Genomic DNA, 16,745 nt, shown 5'->3' with positions numbered 1-16,745 from the left:
AATAAGAATCATTATCAATTGTGATGCGATTTGGATCGTGAGAGAACGTCACTCAATGACTCGTCGATACGCAGTATCGAATCGCCTCATCTGCGCGCTGGCCGACGCGCCGCCTACGCCGTGAGCGCTGTGTCGAACCTCTTTTGCCTGCCGTTCGCGGGCGGCAGCGGCGCGGTCTTCCATCCGTGGCGCGCTATCGCGCCCGACACGTTGCGCGTCACGCCGCTCGCTTTGCCGGGACGAGGCGCACAGTGGGGCGAGCCGCTCGTTGGCGCATGGGCGCCGTTGCTCGATTGTCTGTACGCGCAGATCGAGTCGTCCGCGCGGGAGCCTTATGCATTGTTCGGCCACAGCATGGGCGCGCTGATCGCGTTCGAGTTGGCCCACCGCCTGCGCGAATGCGGGCTGCCCGCACCGGCGTTGCTGATCGTATCGGCGAGCCGGCCGCCTCGTATCGCTCACCGTTTGTCCGACACCGACTGGCGCACCTGTTCCGATCGGCATGTGCTCGACACGTTGTTCGGAATCGGCGGCGCCGATCCTGCGTGGGAGAACCGCGAGTTGCGCGAGCTGATGCTGCCGGTCGTGCGCAACGACTTCCAGCTTTGCGCGGATTACCGCTATCGCGAGCGCCCGCCGCTCGCCACGCCGATCCATGTTCTCGCCGGCCGTGACGACAGCGGCTGCCCGTTTGCGCCCGCGTATGCGGCATGGCGCGACGAGTCGAGCGGCGCCACCACCGGCCGGGAAATCGACGGCGGACACCTGTTTCTTCGCGACGATCCGGCCGCCGCCTTCGCGGCGGTCATGGACGCCCTCGGCAGTTCGCCGGGCGCCCCCCTTCACTCAATTCTGTCAGGAGCCACGCATGTCGATCGACGTCCGGGAAGCACCCGCTGAGATCCAGCTCACCGATACCGTTTTGCAGAAAGGCCGCACGCGCTTGCCGGTCATGAGCGCGCCCGCCGGCGCCGCCGACATTCTCGAGCGTGGCTGGCACGCCGCGATCCACGCGCATCTGGCGCGCGACGGCGGCGTGCTGTTGCGCGGTTTCGCCGACATGAGCATCGAGCGCTTTCACGAATTCGCGAAGAGCTTCGGTTCGCCGCTGCTGTCGTACGAGTTCGGCTCGACACCGCGCAGCGAAGTGAAGAAGGGCGTGTATTCGTCGACCGACTATCCCGCGCATCAATGGATTCCGCAGCATAACGAACAGGCGTACACGACGAACTGGCCGATGAAGATCTGGTTCTACTGCGACATCGCGCCGGCCGATCGCGGCGAAACGCCGGTGGCCGATGCGCGCGCCGTGTACCAGGGCATCGATCCCGCGCTGCGCGAGCGCTTCGCGAGCCGCAAGCTGATGTACGTGCGCAACTACGGCGGCGGTCTCGATCTGACGTGGCAGCAGGTCTTCAACACCGACGACACGGCAGTTGCCGAAGCGTATTGCCGCGCGCACCAGATCGAGTGGGAATGGAAAGAAGACGGCAACCTGCGCACGCGGCAGATTTGCCAGGCGGTCGCGCGGCATCCGCGCACGGGCGAGGACGTCTGGTTCAACCAGGCGCATCTGTTTCATGTGTCGTCGCTGGAGGAGGTGACCCGCGAGGCGCTGCTCGACATCGTCGAAGAAGAGGACCTGCCGCGCAACGTCTATTACGGCGACGGCACGCCGATCGCCGATCACGAACTCGACAGCGTGCGCGCGGTGTACGACGCGCACCGGCTCGATTTCGCATGGCAAAGCGGCGACGTGATGATGCTCGACAACATGTTGCTGACCCACGGCCGCGCGCCGTTTTCCGGGCCGCGGCGAATCGTCGTGGCGATGGCGGAGCCGCACGGCGCGTAAGCGCCCATTGCTCATCGTTGCCATCGCTGCGATTGCTGCGATCGCCAATCCATCTGTTTGAACGTACACGAGGTCCCATCATGCAAGAACCGAGACCGGTTCAGAAGCAGGCGCTGGCGCATGCGCTGATATCTTCGCGGCGAGCGTTGATCGATACCGCTTCGCGCATCGTCGGTTGCCGGCGCGGCGGCGAGGATGTCGTTCACGACATCTGGCTGCGACTGGAAGAAGCCGACGAGTTCGGCGAGATCCGCCAGCCCGGCGGCTACATTGCGCGGATGGTCCGCAACCATGCGATCGACCGTTGCCGCCGCCTGAATCTCGAAGCCTGCTACGGCGCGCCGGAAGAGGCCGCGCTCGACATCGCGTGCGACGAGCCGTCGCCCGAACAGGCCAATATGAATTGCCAGGCCATGTGCATGCTGGAGGACGCGCTCGACGCGCTGCCCGAACGCTCGCGCACGGCCTTTTGCCTGTACTACGTGTACGGATACACGCAGCGCGAGATTTCGGATCGTCTCGGTGTTTCGTCGACGCTCGTCAATTGCATGGTGCGCGATGCGACCGTGCATTGCCGCGCGCGGCTCGAAGCGTACCGGCCGGGTCAATGAATGCGATCCGCGCGGCACTGTTCGCGCGAACCTACTCGAGTCATGCTAACCAGGAGAAGTAAATCATGAGTTTCGATAACGACGACGCCATCTACCAGGTGGTCATCAATCACGAAGAGCAGTACTCGATCTGGCCGGATTTCAAGGAAGTGCCGGCAGGTTGGAGCAAGGTGGGCGTGCAGGGCAAGAAGCAGGAATGCCTCGAACACATCGAAAAGGTGTGGACCGATATGCGGCCGCTGAGTTTGCGCCGCGCGCTCGAGCAGCAGTCTGCTTGACGCCGGGTGATCGGTTCGATTCGCTCAATGAGGGTGTGGGGTGTCACGCGCGATTCAGCGACATCGTGGCGCCCCGATCGCGTTCATCGCGAGCAGGTATCCGACGTATCGAGCCGGATCATCTGCCCGTGATGCAGTACCGTGAATGCATCGGCGGGCAGGCCGGCTTCGTGTGTGGCTTCGGCGAGTTTTTTCGGCGGTTCGTCGAGCGGCTCGTCGGCCAGTTCGAACGTTCCCCAATGAATGCCGATCGCTTTTTTTGCATGCACGTCCTGGAAAATCTGCACGGCCTGCTGCGGATCGACGTGCTGAGGTCCCATGAACCAGCGCGGCGCATACGCGCCGATCGGAATCAGCGCGAGGTCGACACAGCCGAACGCCGCACCGAGCCGTTTTGAGTCGGCCGAATAGCCGGTATCGCCGGCGAAATACAGCGAGAACGGATGCGCCGCGTGCGGCGGCGTTTTCGCGACCCAGCCGCCCCATAGCGTTTCGTTGCGGTCGGTCAGGCTGCGCGCCGACCAGTGCGTCGACGGCACGAACCAGAAGTCGAGCCCCGCGGCTCGTGTGTGGTCGCCCCAGTCCAGTTCCTGCGCGTTGACGATCCCTTTTCTCTCGAGCCAGTCCTTGATGCCGAGCGGCACCAGAAACAGCGGCGCCCCGCCGGGCTGTGCGTTCAACGCCTGAACGCTCGCCGCGTCGAGATGATCGTAGTGGCTGTGCGAGATCAGCACGATGTCGATATGCGGCAGTTCCGCGAGCGACAAACCCGGCGGCACGTGCCGCTTCGGTCCGATGAACGAGAACGGCGACGCGCGTTCGGAAAACACCGGATCGGCGAGGATGTTTACGCCGTCGATCTGCAATAGCACGCTTGCGTGGCCGATCCACGTCAGCGTGTTTTCGCTGCGGTTCTGCTTGAGCCACGCAACGTCCGGACGGTCGACGGGAAATGCGTAGCCGTTCTCCGGCGGCAGCGGCAGATGATGAATCAGACGCTCCCAACGCCACTTCCAGACCGAGCCGCGGGCGAGCGGACCGTCCGCGTTTTCGAAACCGTTCTCCGTGTGCGGCGCATGATGAATGCCGCTCGCGGCGATGCGCTCAGGTGACGGATCGATTTCCTGCGCGCCTGCCGTGCAGATCGAAGTAGCGGCGCACAGCGTGAAGGCGATGCAAAGCAGGGGCAGGCGCAATGAACGTGGCATCGGCAATGGACGAAGCCGCCAGGCGGCTGTAGCAGAGCGTGTTGGGTGTCACAGTGTAACCGGCGGTGGTTGAGTTCGCCGTGGCCGTAACGGCTTCTCCGTTGTGCAGGGAATTTTCATTCCGGGCATGACGCATGCGAACCCGGAGGAACGCGCCCGGTTTCCGGACGACGATCCTCATGACGGTGCTGTGCGCGCCTAACCGCAATGGAGCCTCTATGTATTCTGAAACCGTGAACCAGATTGCCTCGCATCAACGTGACACCGCCGCTGCAACGGCTTTCGATTACTCCAGTGAAGTTTTTGCCGGCGTCGAGAAATTGGTCGAGTTGAATGTACAGACCGTAAAAACATCGCTTTCCGAGCAACAGGCATTGGCGGACGCGGCTCTTTCCGCCCAATCGCTCAGCGAGATCATCGATCTGCAATCGCAGCAGCTTCCTGCCGCCGTTACCAAGACGTTTGCCTACTGGCGGCATGTGGAAGACATCGCGGCCCATACGCGGGAAGGACTCTTCACGGCGTGGCAGCAGCAGTTCGATCGTTCTCTCAGGACGTTCGCGGATAGGGTCGGCGTTGCGTCTGAGGTAGTCGAGGACGAGGTGCAGCAACTCGGCGAGACGAGTGTGCTGGTCACGGAGCAGGCCGTTGCCGCTTCTGCCGGGCCGGTTGCGATCGTGGACAGTTTGGGCCAGGTGGTTTCTTCAGAAGATGCGCGGCGCGATCTGCACTAGTTTTGCGCCGTTAATGGCGCGGGTAACCTGGCGATAAGGACGGGGACGCGCCGGAACAGACGCGCCGTCCTCATCGCTCACGCGTGTCGCGCACCGCTCGATCGCAATCGCTCACGCGGTTTGACGAAATGCCTTGCGGACCGTGCCGCCCAACCACGTAGCGATCCCCGAACGACCGGCAACGCCGATTGTCCGGCGCGGCCCGAGCACGATCGCGCTGACGCACAGCGCCAGCAACAGCGTGACGCGCGGCGCCTCGGCAAGCGATGTAACAAGCGTGGCCACCGCGGGCCGCGTCTGCCCGCGTACGACCGGTACCGATGGCGGCGTGCGGTTCGCCACGAGCAGCGCCTCGCGCGACGCCGCCATGCGCAGCAGAATCGCGGACTCGGTTTCGTTAGGGATAGGTTCGTGATTCATTTGAGCGCCTCTTTCAACGTGTCGAGATCGTCGCGGATCTCCTTCTGCAGAATATGGAGCGACCGTCCCGGCTTCTGCGCGCGAACGATCAGCAGCGAGACCACGAATACCACCAGCCACATCGCCGCGATACCCCATACCACCGGGATGAAATAGCGCGTGCCCCAGGCCGTGGCGATGATCGCAATGCACACGAACGAAAGAGTGAACAGACCCGCGACAGCCAGCGCGACGAATGCGCTCAACTCGCGGACCAGACGCTTCCTCGTCTCCTCGAGTTCGACACCGAGGAGCTCGCCGTAATCGGTCGCCCGTTCGACGCAGAATCTGCCGACGTTGCGCCATTTCGTCACTTTCGAACGCATGGACATTGCGGAACTCCTCATGCTGGCCTGTTTGCGTGGACGTCGCCGCCAGGCGACGCCAATCACTTCAACTCATCTCCGGCGCGGCGACCCGCCTGCGTTGTCGCGCAAGCGTTTCCCGATAGATGCCGGGGACGGTCGCCAGTTGCGCGGGCGTGCCGTCCTGAACCACACGGCCGCGATTGATCACGACGATGCGATCGAAAGTCTGCAACGTAGACAACCGGTGAGCGATCGCGATCACGGTGCGGTTCTGCATCAGGCGTTCGAGCGCCGACTGGATCGCGAGTTCGGATGTCGTGTCGAGCGCCGAAGTCGCTTCGTCGAGTAGCAGAATCGGCGAATCCTTGAGAACCGCGCGCGCGATGGCGATTCGTTGCCGTTGTCCGCCGGACAGTTTCGCGCCGCGATCGCCGGCAATCGTGTCGAGTCCACTGGGCAACGCATCGATGAAGTCGAGACAGTTGGCGTCTTCGCAGGCGCGGCGAACTTGAGCCTCAGTCGCGTCCGGCACACCGTAGCGGATGTTGTCGAGCAACGAGCGGTGAAACAGCGACGCGTCCTGCGGCACGATCGAAATCGCCGTTTGCAGGCTGTGCAGCGTGACGCGCGAAATGTCCTGCCCTGAGATGCGCACGCAACCCGTTTGCGGCTCGTAAAAATGCTGGATCAGCGCGAACAGCGTCGACTTGCCCGCTCCGGAAGGACCGATCAGACCCACCCGCTCGCCGGCGCGAATGCTCAGATTGAATTCGTTCAGCAGCGGCCGGCGGCCGGCATAAGCGAACGACACGTTGTCGAATTCGACGGTAGCCTGGTCGATCTGCAACGGCTGCGTATTGCCGCGTTCGGCCATCTCGTGCGGAATCAGCAGGGTTTGCGTCGCTTCGCCCAGACGCGCGACGTGCTGCGTCAGATCGACGAGCGCGACAGCGAGATCGCGCGTGCCGTGCAGGATCGCGAAGCCGAGCGAACTGATCAGCACGACGTCGCCGGTCGTCGCGCGGCCCTGGGTCCAGAGCCACAAGGTCCAGCCGAGCAGCCCGGCGGAGAAGAGCGCGGTGGCGATCGAGTGCAGCAGCCGCAGTTTTTCGAGGTAGAGCAGGCTTCGCGTGCGGGCCGTGCCTTCGCTGCGCAAATGAGTGTCGAGCCGTTTGCGTTCGAGCATCAGCGCGGAAAACGCGCGCACGAGACTCATATTGCCGATGACATCCACCATTTCGCCATCCACCGACGCGGCTTGCGACGCAAACGCCTGATGCCGCGCCGTTCCTTTGCTCGCGAGCCGGAACAGCCATAACGCGAGGCCGGCCGACACCGCGACGAGCGCCATGCTCATCGGGATGCTGACGATCCCGACCATCGCGATGGAGCCCACCACGGTCAGACACGGCGGCAGCGCGGTCCACGCGACGGTGTTCTCGACGGTATAGACGGCGTTCGCCATTGCCGATACGCGGCTCGACAGCACGCCGGGTTGTTTGTCGGAGAAAAACACCGGCGCGTGCGCGCTCAGATACGAGAACATCTCGTTGCGAATGTCGCCTGTCACCGCGACGAACGCACGCGCGGCGACCCAGCCGCCGATCCGCCAGAACAGGTTGTCGGCCAGAATCAGCACGACCAGGATCGTGAACGCGCGAATGACGGTTGCCGGATGCGTGCGGCCGTTGGGCAATGCGTCGATCAGGTTGCGGATCCCGTATTGCGACGCCAGCGCGCAGCCGACGGCGATCAGGACGCTCGCCATCACCACGCCATGCGCAAGCTTGCGGCGGCCGATATAGCGCCAGAGCAGGCGCACCGGTTTGCCCGCATATCGCGAGATTTCACGCGAGCGCCGGCGTCGGCGCACCCGTCCGGCGCGACTGTGGTCGGCATCGTCTGCAAGTTGCATTGCATCGGCTCCGTAGCGGTGACAGAGCGAGGACCTTGCTGGCGGCGGCGAGCGCACTCGACGGCGGCAAGAAGGATGGGATGGTTCGCTCCCGCAGACGAGAAGCGCAACCGCCGTGCCACGCGGCGCGCCACAATCCCGTTTATTCCCGCCAGCGGCGCAGTGCATGGTTTGCGAGCGTTTTTATCAGGCTCGACGGCGATACGAGCGTGCCCTTTTACGCAAAGGTGATTTCGATTCCCGGCACTTCTGAGGCCGCGGCCCCGCACCTATAGTCGGGTCAGCTTCGGACGCCGGCCCACACTCGACGATGGCGTCGCCCGAAGCTCCCCTCATCGAAAGGAGCAGACTCATGTTGACCAGGACTTCCGCCGCGCTTCTCGCCGAATCCGCTGATGACAACGCAAACGCGGCAAATGCCGCCGCGGACGTGACAGCGGACGCGCAATACTTCGAATACACGTCGTCCGCGAATCCGATTGGCGCGAAGCTGATCTCGCGCGTGCCGTTCCGCAATTTCGCGCCTTCGCTTTATGCGGACGGCGCGACCCGCATCGTGCCGCTCGATCTCTCCGAGGAATTAGGTTGCCCCGGCCCGGCGACCGGTCCGGGTCTGAGCGCCAATTTTCTGCGCATCAACGCGGGAGAGGCATTGACGCTCGCGCCGAACGCGACCTCGCAGGTTTGCTACGTGATCAGCGGCACGGGTAGCGTGACGCAGCGCGACACCGGTTTCCCGTTCGCGCAGGGCGATTTCTTCACGCTGCCGGGCGGCGCTGCCGCGGTGCTGTCCGCCGACGAAACGGCCACGCTCTATTACGTCAACGACGCGCCGTTGCTCACGTATCTCGGCGTGTCGGGCGTGAATGCGCGTTTCGCGCCGACGCTCTATCCCGCCGCACAGGCGCAGGCAGCGTTGCGCAAAGTGTCGGAGGAAGCGAATGCGGGCCTTCGCAATCGCATCAGCGTGCTGATGGGCAACGCACACTTCCCGCAGACGCGGACCGTCACGCACGTGTTGTGGGCGATGTTCGGGATCGTGCCGCCCAACTCGGTGCAAAAGCCGCACCGCCACCAGTCGATCGCGCTCGATTTCATTGCGGGCGGCCAGCCGGGCGTCTATACGCTGGTCGGCACGGAACTGGACGAGCACGGCAATATCGCGAATCCGACGCGGGTGGATTGGGAGGCCGGCATGGCGTTCGTGACGCCGCCGGGATACTGGCACGCGCATTTCAATGAAACCGACGAGAACGCGTACGTGATTCCGATTCAGGACGCCGGCTTGCAGACTTACTTGCGCACGCTCGATATCCGCTTTGCCCGCTGAGGTTGAAGCGTCGACGCGAGTTCGCCGTCCCAGTATGGCGGCTCGCCGATTGCCTCCGCGTAGAAATCCACGAACGCGCGCACTTTCGACGACACGATTTTCTTCGGCGGATAGACCGCCCAGATCGCGGGTTCGGCGCGCCCGGTGCGCGCTTCCCAGGCGGGCAGCGCGTGCACGAGGCGCCCTTCGCGCAGTGCGGTGGATGCGAGCCACGTCGGCAGAAGCGCGAGGCCGCAGCCGGCCACCGCGAGTTCGAGCACGGCTTCGGAGTCGTCGGCGCGCAAACGGCCTTGCAGTTCCACCAGTACCTGTTCCGCCGATGCCTTTGCGTCCGTCGCGCGTGTGAACGACCATTTGTCGTCCGGCAGCAGCGCGAGGCGTAGCGCGTTGTGCGTGGCCAGATCTTCAGGGATCCGAGGCATTCCGTTGCGTTCGAAATACGCAGGGCTGCCGCAGACGATGCGCCGATGCGGCGCAATGCGTCTCGCCATCAACGACGAATCGGACAGCACGCCGATCCGGATCGCCACGTCGATGCCGGCTTCGATCATGTTGAGTGTGGCGTCGGTCGACACGATGTCCAGGTCGATATCGGGAAAGCGCGCCATGAACGCAGGCAGATGCGGCACGATATGACGGCGTCCGAATGCCGACGGAATCGTCACGCGCAATACGCCCTGCGGCGTGAGATTCAGCGACGACGTGAGCTGGCGCGCGTCGTCGAGTGCTTCGAGCGCGAGCAGCGCGTGTTCACGAAATACCCGGCCGCCCTCGGTCAAAACGAGCCCACGCGTCGAGCGGTTGAATAGCGCGATGCCCAGATCTTTTTCGAGTTCGCTCACATAGCGCGAAACAGTCGAGGTTTTGACGGCGAGTTCATGAGCCGTCTTGCTGAAGCTCTGCAGTTCCGCTGCGCAAACAAAGGCCCGTACCGCGGCAAAATAATCCATGGCGTGTCTGACGCTCCGATTCTCTGACGCGAACCGGGCGTTCTTCCGAAGAGGATTGGGTGAAAGTGAATACCGATGACGGCGAAACCGATGATCCGGAGCGCCTCGCCCGCAAGTATACGGCGCGCACGCTACGCGCCCAGATAGCCGAGCGCCGAAGCCTTCAAGGTAGCGGCGGCGCGCGTCGAACATTCGAGCTTGCGAAACACGCTTTCCACATGCGTGCGCACGGTGCTCGGGCTCAGGTCCAGAATGCGCGCGACTTCCTTGTTGCTCGCGCCGAGACTGATGTGTTTGAGCACTTCCGCTTCTCGCGGCGACAGCAGTCCGGACTTCGGGCTGCGCGCACGGTCGATGGAACCGGCTGGTTCGTCGAGCTCCGCACCAACGGTGGCCTTGACCACCTCGGCGTCGAAGCGGCCTGTTTGCGCTGCTTCATCGAGCAACGCTGCGGCGCGCTCCGCGGAGAATGCCGCTCGCCACGGGCGATCCGAGCGCAGCGCAGTCCATGCGGCGGCGACGGCCAGAATCCGCGCTTCGCGTCCGATTGCAGCGCCGGCGCTGTTCCGAAAATAACCCGAGCCGTCCAGACGTTCGTATGCAAAGGACGCAATCTCCGACTCCCGCGCCAACCCTTCGATCTGCTGGCCCGCGCGCGCGGTCCAGTAAGGCACGAGGCGCACCTTTTCCCACGCCGCGCGCGTGAGTTCGCCGGCAGTGTTCCAGATCGTGTTGGGAACCGCCATGCGTCCCATCCCATGCAGCAGCGCTGCCGTGTAGGTCGTGCGCCGAACTTCGTCGCCGGTCCCGAGACGCGCGCAGCATGCAGCGGCTGTTTCGGCCACTCGGCGTGAATAGCCCGTCATCCACGGGAGCTTCAGATCGATCACGTCGGCGACGATTTCCGGCCTGCTGACGAGCTGCAACGCCTGCGTGGACAACGGGTCGTCATGCGGTTGCGCCGGCAAAGCGTCGAGTTCCTTGAGCCACGTTGCAGCACGAGCGCAGGCGAGCTGCGCGATTTCCTTCGGATACTGCCGCCCCGCCTTTTGCGCGATCAAGGCTTGCGCGCCTTCAAGGCCATACACGCGGCTCAGGATCTCGAGGTCGCCGGCCACCGCGACGATGAACACCGCAGCGGGCACGTCGCGCCCCGCGCGCTGGTCTGGAAAGCCGCCGCCGTCCCAGCTTTCGAAGATGCGCCGCAGCGCTTCCTGAGTGGTGTCGGCGAGACCGAGCATGTGGGCCACTTCGCCCGACACCTCGCAATGTATCTGCGCAAGCGGCGTGATCGCGGCGCCGAATTGCGCCGGCGATTCTTCGCGCCCGCTCCAGTTGGGCCGCATCGCGAGCATCGCCGCGCGCGCGCCGACGTCGTCGCCGAGCCAGTCGGAGAATCCGGCGGCATTCGCGGTGCAGCCCGACCATCTGAGAAGCGACACTTCCTTCACGGCGTCGCACTGCGCGTCGTCCAGACCCGCCTCCGCCGCGAGCCGTGCCGCCAGCCAGCCGGTGCGCGGCGAGTGGTCGGTCGGCTGTCCCATGCTGAGGTCGCCGATGAACGCTAGCGCCTTGGCGGCATCCAGCACGCGGATTGCAGAAACGTCTTGCATAGCTTTCGACCTTCGTTGTGATGACCTGCTTATCCGGCGACGTGTTTGCCGACCCGGTTTGCCGCTCGATTTGCCGACTCGGTCATTCGACCGATACAGGAATCCGGCCGAACAGCGCATCCTTCAATCCGCTCGCTGCTTCCCAACTGCTGCACGACTTTTTCCCAACCGATCAAGCCTTCAAAGAGGATGAACATGATGAACACCCTGCTCAAAAAATGCCTGGCCGCCACGCTGATGCTCGGAGGCCTGCTGACGCTGGCCGCCGTGACGCCGGCCGGCGCCGCAACGTCGAACGACGACCTCAAGGGCAAGAGCGTCGTGCTCGTGCACGGCGCATTTGCCGACGGCTCCAGCTGGAACAAGGTCATTCCGCTGCTCGAAGCAAAAGGCCTGCACGTGGTGGCGGTGCAAAACTCCCTGAAGTCGCTCGACGACGATGCCGCGGCCACGCATCGCGTGATCGAACAGCAGACCGGTCCGGTGATCCTGGTCGGCCACTCGTGGGCCGGTGCGGTCATCTCGCAGGCCGGCAACGACGACAAGGTCAAGGCGCTTGTCTACGTGGCGGCGTTCGCGCCGGACAGCGGCCAATCGATCAACGACATCCTCAAAGGCAAGCCGGCGCCGGTCTGGGCGCCTGAACTGCGCAAGGATTCGGCGGGTTACCTGACACTGTCCACAGACGCGATCCTCAAGGACTTCGCGCAGGACCTGCCGCCGGCGCAAGCCCGCATCGTAGCAGCGACGCAAGGCCCGTGGTTTGCAGGCTGCACCGACGACAAGGTGAGCGACGCCGCGTGGCACAACAAGCCGTCGTGGTACGTGCTGACGCAGCAGGACCGCATGATCCCCGCGCCGTTGCAGGCAGCCATGGCGCAGCAGATCGGCGCGACGGTGGTGAAGGTGGATGCGAGCCATGTCGCGATGCTGTCGAAGCCGACGGAAGTCGCAGCGGCGATTATCGCGGCGGCTCGCACGGCGAAGTGAGCGCGGCAGCCTGGGCGATCGATCGATGCCTGGGCTGCCTCGGGCGCGCATCTGCCATCTGCGCCAGGTCGCTGATGCGCGCCTTCGTAACAGAAGTCAAAGAAGAATCAGACAATCCCGCCGAGTTTGCCGCCCGCGCGATTCACGAGAATGTACTGCAGCTTTTCGAGCGACAGCGGCTTGGTGAGGTGATAGTCGAAACCCGCAGCCAGCGCGCGGGATTTATCGGATTCGGCCGCATAGCCGGTGAGCGCGACCAGCATCACGTCGTCGAGACGGTTATCCGCGCGGACTGCCTGCGCGACCTCGAAGCCGTCCATCTCCGGCATGCCGACATCGATGATCGCGACTTCGGGCAACGTTTCCTGAATCAGATGGACTGCCTCGCGCCCGCTGTCGCACAGCGTGACCTGGTGTCCTTCGAGTTCCAGCAGCACGCCCAGCGATTGCAACGCATCCGCGTTGTCGTCCACGAGCAGCAGACGCACGGGGCCCACCTCCGTATCGTGGGGCGCATCGGCGGTGCCCGGCGAATCGCTGTGGGAGCGCAGAATCGGCAGCCGCAATTTGACCGACGTGCCTTTGCCGGTTCCTTCGCTTTGCAGCGAGATGGTGCCGTCGTGAAGCTCGACCATGCGCTTCGCGACCGCGAGCCCGATACCCAGGCCGCCCTCGGCGCGTGCATTGCCGCGCGCGGACTGCGCGAACAGTTCGAACACATGCGGCTGGATCGAACTGTCGATGCCGATACCGTTGTCGTTCACTTCGATCACGACCACGTCCTTGTTGCCCGAGCCCGTTTCGTCGTCGACCACTTTCACTGCGAGCTCGATCGTGCCGCCGATCGGCGTGTACTTCGCGGCGTTGGACAGCAGGTTGCCGAGTACCTGGCTCAGCCTCACGTGATCGGCGCGCACCGGCACCCGCATGTCGAGTCCGGTTAGCCTGAGCGAATGCCGCCGCGACTGGATGTGATGCCTGACCGCGGTCACTGCGTCGAACGCGATGTCGTTGAGCGACGTATCGCTATGCTTGATCGCGAGCTTGCCGTGCTTCAAACGCGCGGCGTCGAGCAGATCGTCGACGAGCGTTCGCAGATGTCTCATCTGCCGCTGCGCGATGGTCAGCACTTCGACCGCCTTGTCGTTGTCCGCGCACAATTGCTGGGCGGCGCCGATTGCGCTGTCGATCGGCGCCATCGGATTGCGCAGTTCGTGGCCGAGCATCGCGATGAACTCGCTATGCCGGCGTTCGCTTTCCTCGCCGGTGTCGCGCGCATCCACGATGGTCAACGCTGCGCCGGCCGAGACCGCGAGATTCGACAACAGGCGCACATCTTCGAGATCGAAGCGGCGTGCGGGCGTATGCGACATCACCCAGATCGCGCCGACAAAGCCGCTATCGGTGGGAATCGGTACGACGAGTCCTTCCGCGATATCGACGCCGGGAAATTGCAGACTCGCAAAATGTTCCTGTGGCCGCACGAATAGCTGAGGCGCGGCCGATTCCAGCGCCAGCCGGCACGGACATTCCTGCCACGCGGTGGTCTTGCCTTGCAGGCCCGTACACAAGCCCGCTACCGCGCGCCAGCGAAATTGTTTATGGGGCGCGGCGCCTTCGACGAGACTGATGCCGGAACTGCCCGCATCGCACAGCGACAGCGCGGCTTCCGCGATTTCTTGCAGCAACTGCTCGCGCGAGCCTGACTGAGCACGGGCGAGTCTGAGCAAAACGCCGTTTTCCGCGGCATGATCCGCCGGCCTGGCGGGACGCGTGCCGAGTTCGTTCGCCTGGGCGGGTTTGCGATTGCTTGCCATGGCTTCGGGTCGCGCTGGGAGAGAGATTGAGGTGGACGGTTGCAACGGTGCGCGTGATTCGCGTGTTTGCAGACCGGCACCTGAAGAATTGTACGGGGCTTTGTCGGCGAGCGGGTGAGGGCGCATGGTGCGATGCGAGCGGCTTGTCGTGACGATGGTCGCGGCAGTCAGTCTTACCCGGAAAAAAGTGCAAATCCGGTATCGCTTGCCGACGCACGAGGCGGGCGACCGCGATTGGTTGGGCGCGCTGGGTTTTCTTTAAGGCGCTTACCCTTGCAAATCCATTTCATCGTGTAGCGGCATGTATTTTGCAGATCAGAACGGGCTCACCCTCGGGCTCAACCCCAGGCCAACCTCTGGAGCCGGTCATGACCAACAAACCCGCCACACCTTCGCCGATCGACGAACTCGGCACCGTCCCAGACACCGCGAGTCCGGCCTATGCGGGTCATCACCCGCTCACGCGTTTGTTCGACCATTTCGCGAGTCTCGTCACGCGATGGGCCGGCTCGCCGGCCGCATTCTGTCTCGCGGTATTGACGGTGGTCGCGTGGGTCGTGACGGGGCCGATCTTCCACTTCTCGGACGGATGGCAACTGGTCATCAACACCGGCACCACGATCGTGACCTTCCTGATGGTGTTTTTGATCCAGCAGAGCCAGAACAAGGATAGTGTCGCGCTGCATCTGAAGCTCAACGAACTGCTTTCGTCGCATCGGGCCGCGAACAATCATCTGATCGGTATCGAAGATGCGTCGGAGGAAGAATTGCGAAGACTGGCCGCGGCGTATTTGAGGTTGTCCACTCAGTCTGATGCGAATCAGCCGGCTCAACGTGAAGGCTAGAAACGCATGCCGGACCTGGGTGGGCTGTAGAATCGAGCCGGTTCAAAACCAGGCCGCGGGCATGTCGATGTCGTATCCGCGAATGTCGTCCACCGCTGGCGCGCAACGTCGCGTCTCAATCGCTCCGATTCCCCATGAGTTCACCGTCCCTCGGCGAGCCGTCCGGCACTGACAACCGCGCGCAGCCCGACGTTTCGGCACAATACGTCGACACGCTGGCGAAGGTGAAGCCGTTGCTCGACATTGACCCGCCTTTAGCTGGCGACCAGCTCGCCGAGCTATTGCAGATCGCGGCGGTCAGCTCGCTCGGCCTCGGCCTGCTCGACGACGCCGAGTCGTACTGGCGTCGTTCGATCGCCGTGAATCCCGGCTTTGTGGGCGCGTACGTCAATCTCGCCGTGCTGCTGAAAGGACTCGGCCGCCTGCACGACATGGAGCTGCTGTTCCGGCAATTGCTGGAAGTGCATCCGGATCTCGCGGATATCCATAACGAGCTCGGCTCCGTGTTGCAGAACCAGGGGCGCTTGTCCGACGCGGAAGCGGCTTATCGGCAAGCTGCGCAGCTGCGCCCCGATCGCGCCGAGTTTCACTACAACCTCGGTGTCGTCCTGAGGCCGCTCGGTCGCTGGCACGAGGCTGTGCAAGCGTATCAGCGGGCAGTCGAAACGAGCCCGCGCCTCGTGATGGGTCACAGCAATCTCGGCAACGTGCTGAAAGAACTGGGACGCCTGCCGGAAGCCGAAGCCGCTTACCGTCAGGCGCTGGCGATTCGCGGCGATTACCCGACGGCGAAATTCGGTCTCGCGACACTGCTGATCAGCACCGGCCGTTTCGACGAAGGATGGCGGCTCTACGAAGAGCGTCACGCAGACCCCGACTCGGTCCAGCATAAGACGCAGAACGTGATCGGCCGTCCGCGCTGGCAAGGCGAAGCACTGGCAGACAAAAAGCTGCTGGTCTGGCAGGAGGGCGGCCTTGGCGACGCGATTCATTTCAGCCGTTATTTTGCGTGGCTCAAGGCGCAGGGCGCGGCCGAGATCGCGTTTGCCTGCGCGCCGCAGTTGCATCGCGTGTTGGCGGGGCTCGATGGCGTCGATGTGTTGCTGGATCACGAAGCCGGTTGGGCGGCGTCGCGTCATTACGACTATTGGGTGAGCCCGTTGAGCGTGCCGCTGTACATGGGGACGACGTTGGAAACCATCCCGCCGCCGGCGCGGCTGACCCCGAACCCGTCTCTCGTCGATGTCTGGCGAGACCGTCTTGCCGCACTTCCTGGGGGCCGCACAATCGGTCTCGTCTGGAAAGGCAACGCGCTGCATCAGAACGATGCAAACCGCTCGCTGCGCTCGCTGGCGATGCTCGCGCCGCTCTGGAGCGTGCCCGGTGTGCGCTTCGTGAGTCTGCAAAAAGGCGAAGGCGAGGACGAAGCCCGTACGCCGCCGGCCGGCCAGCCTTTGCTGCACCTCGGCTCCGACGTCACAGATCTCGCCGATACCGCCGCGATCGTCGCGCAACTCGATCTGGTGATCTGCGTGGATACGTCGATTGCCCATCTCGCTGCGTCCGTCGGCACGCGCTGCTGGGTGATGCTGCCCGCCGAGCAAACCGACTGGCGCTGGATGCACGCACGCACCGACTCGCCGTGGTATCCGGAAACGATTCGTCTGTTCCGGCAGACGCTGGACGAAGCATGGCCGGCGGTCATCGAACGGGTGAGGCAAGCGTGTGCTGAAGCGTTCGCGGGATAAAAACGCTGAATAAGAGCATTTGCCATCGAGGCCGCAGCCATTACAGCGGATGCTCCATTGCTTTTTATCTTGACAGACGTCGTG

17 protein-coding genes are annotated in these 16,745 nt (G+C 63.8%); 9 read left to right on the top strand and 8 right to left on the bottom strand.

Going from position 1 to position 16,745, the window contains the following annotated elements:
• The first annotated feature begins 129 nt into the window (after nucleotides 1–129).
• From PQQ51_RS04240 to PQQ51_RS04225, 4 genes are all read left to right on the top strand, one after another.
• Nucleotides 130–900, top strand: coding sequence for a thioesterase II family protein (locus PQQ51_RS04240; RefSeq protein ID WP_408495098.1), 771 nt, complete (start codon nucleotides 130–132; stop codon nucleotides 898–900).
• The gene (locus PQQ51_RS04235; protein ID WP_408495097.1) at nucleotides 869–1,855 is read left to right on the top strand and encodes a TauD/TfdA family dioxygenase; all 987 of its coding nucleotides are present in this window, start codon (nucleotides 869–871) and stop codon (nucleotides 1,853–1,855) included. The genes PQQ51_RS04240 and PQQ51_RS04235 overlap by 32 nt, the downstream gene beginning before the upstream one ends.
• Before the next feature lie 80 nt (nucleotides 1,856–1,935).
• Entirely contained in the window at nucleotides 1,936–2,466 is a 531-nt protein-coding gene (locus PQQ51_RS04230) for a sigma-70 family RNA polymerase sigma factor (protein ID WP_408495096.1), read from the top strand.
• A gap of 65 nt (nucleotides 2,467–2,531) precedes the next feature.
• Nucleotides 2,532–2,744 (top strand): MbtH family protein, encoded by a 213-nt coding sequence (locus tag PQQ51_RS04225; protein WP_408495095.1) that lies wholly within the window; start codon nucleotides 2,532–2,534, stop codon nucleotides 2,742–2,744.
• Nucleotides 2,745–2,827: 83 nt separating this feature from the next.
• Here PQQ51_RS04225 and PQQ51_RS04220 read toward each other — a convergent pair whose 3' ends face one another.
• Nucleotides 2,828–3,952, bottom strand: coding sequence for an MBL fold metallo-hydrolase (locus PQQ51_RS04220; protein ID WP_408495094.1), 1,125 nt, complete (start codon nucleotides 3,950–3,952; stop codon nucleotides 2,828–2,830).
• Nucleotides 3,953–4,170: 218 nt separating this feature from the next.
• Here PQQ51_RS04220 and phaP point away from each other — a divergent pair, with 218 nt between their 5' ends.
• Complete coding sequence (gene phaP / locus PQQ51_RS04215) at nucleotides 4,171–4,686, top strand: phasin family protein (RefSeq protein WP_408495093.1); 516 nt, start codon at nucleotides 4,171–4,173, stop codon at nucleotides 4,684–4,686.
• A 111-nt stretch (nucleotides 4,687–4,797) separates the two neighbouring features.
• Here phaP and PQQ51_RS04210 read toward each other — a convergent pair whose 3' ends face one another.
• From PQQ51_RS04210 to PQQ51_RS04200, 3 genes are all read right to left on the bottom strand, one after another.
• Complete coding sequence (locus PQQ51_RS04210) at nucleotides 4,798–5,106, bottom strand: hypothetical protein (RefSeq protein ID WP_408495092.1); 309 nt, start codon at nucleotides 5,104–5,106, stop codon at nucleotides 4,798–4,800.
• Entirely contained in the window at nucleotides 5,103–5,477 is a 375-nt protein-coding gene (locus PQQ51_RS04205) for a phage holin family protein (protein ID WP_408495090.1), read from the bottom strand. Before PQQ51_RS04205 ends, PQQ51_RS04210 begins: the two co-directional genes overlap by 4 nt.
• A 61-nt stretch (nucleotides 5,478–5,538) precedes the next feature.
• The gene (locus tag PQQ51_RS04200; protein WP_408495089.1) at nucleotides 5,539–7,368 is read right to left on the bottom strand and encodes an ABC transporter ATP-binding protein; all 1,830 of its coding nucleotides are present in this window, start codon (nucleotides 7,366–7,368) and stop codon (nucleotides 5,539–5,541) included.
• A gap of 352 nt (nucleotides 7,369–7,720) precedes the next feature.
• Between PQQ51_RS04200 and PQQ51_RS04195 the strand changes: the two genes are divergently transcribed.
• Complete coding sequence (locus PQQ51_RS04195) at nucleotides 7,721–8,698, top strand: cupin domain-containing protein (protein WP_408495088.1); 978 nt, start codon at nucleotides 7,721–7,723, stop codon at nucleotides 8,696–8,698.
• Here the strand turns inward: PQQ51_RS04195 and PQQ51_RS04190 are convergent.
• The 3 genes from PQQ51_RS04190 to PQQ51_RS04180 form a co-directional block, all read right to left on the bottom strand.
• Complete coding sequence (locus PQQ51_RS04190; RefSeq protein WP_408495087.1) at nucleotides 8,662–9,648, bottom strand: LysR family transcriptional regulator; 987 nt, start codon at nucleotides 9,646–9,648, stop codon at nucleotides 8,662–8,664. The genes PQQ51_RS04195 and PQQ51_RS04190 overlap by 37 nt on opposite strands.
• A 131-nt stretch (nucleotides 9,649–9,779) precedes the next feature.
• Nucleotides 9,780–11,261 carry an HD domain-containing phosphohydrolase gene (locus PQQ51_RS04185; protein ID WP_408495085.1) on the bottom strand — a complete coding sequence of 494 codons (1,482 nt, stop codon included), beginning with the start codon at nucleotides 11,259–11,261 and terminating at the stop codon, nucleotides 9,780–9,782.
• Between the two features lie 29 nt (nucleotides 11,262–11,290).
• The gene (locus PQQ51_RS04180) at nucleotides 11,291–11,458 is read right to left on the bottom strand and encodes a hypothetical protein (RefSeq protein ID WP_408495084.1); all 168 of its coding nucleotides are present in this window, start codon (nucleotides 11,456–11,458) and stop codon (nucleotides 11,291–11,293) included.
• 1 nt (nucleotide 11,459) lies between these two features.
• Between PQQ51_RS04180 and PQQ51_RS04175 the strand changes: the two genes are divergently transcribed.
• Entirely contained in the window at nucleotides 11,460–12,251 is a 792-nt protein-coding gene (locus tag PQQ51_RS04175) for an alpha/beta fold hydrolase (RefSeq protein WP_408495198.1), read from the top strand.
• Between the two features lie 107 nt (nucleotides 12,252–12,358).
• Here the strand turns inward: PQQ51_RS04175 and PQQ51_RS04170 are convergent, their stop codons facing one another.
• A complete protein-coding gene (locus tag PQQ51_RS04170) occupies nucleotides 12,359–14,068 on the bottom strand; it encodes a hybrid sensor histidine kinase/response regulator (RefSeq protein WP_408495083.1) in 1,710 nt (569 codons plus the stop codon).
• Nucleotides 14,069–14,436: 368 nt separating this feature from the next.
• Here PQQ51_RS04170 and PQQ51_RS04165 point away from each other — a divergent pair, with 368 nt between their 5' ends.
• Entirely contained in the window at nucleotides 14,437–14,913 is a 477-nt protein-coding gene (locus PQQ51_RS04165; protein WP_408495082.1) for a low affinity iron permease family protein, read from the top strand.
• Between the two features lie 134 nt (nucleotides 14,914–15,047).
• Nucleotides 15,048–16,661 carry a tetratricopeptide repeat protein gene (locus PQQ51_RS04160; protein ID WP_408495081.1) on the top strand — a complete coding sequence of 538 codons (1,614 nt, stop codon included), beginning with the start codon at nucleotides 15,048–15,050 and terminating at the stop codon, nucleotides 16,659–16,661.
• The last annotated feature ends 84 nt before the right edge of the window (nucleotides 16,662–16,745 follow it).

The organism is Paraburkholderia xenovorans (genome assembly GCF_046030735.1).
GTDB lineage: Bacteria > Pseudomonadota > Gammaproteobacteria > Burkholderiales > Burkholderiaceae > Paraburkholderia > Paraburkholderia xenovorans_A.
Note: the sequence above shows the minus strand (reverse complement) of the source record. Positions and strands in the feature narration are given on the sequence as shown.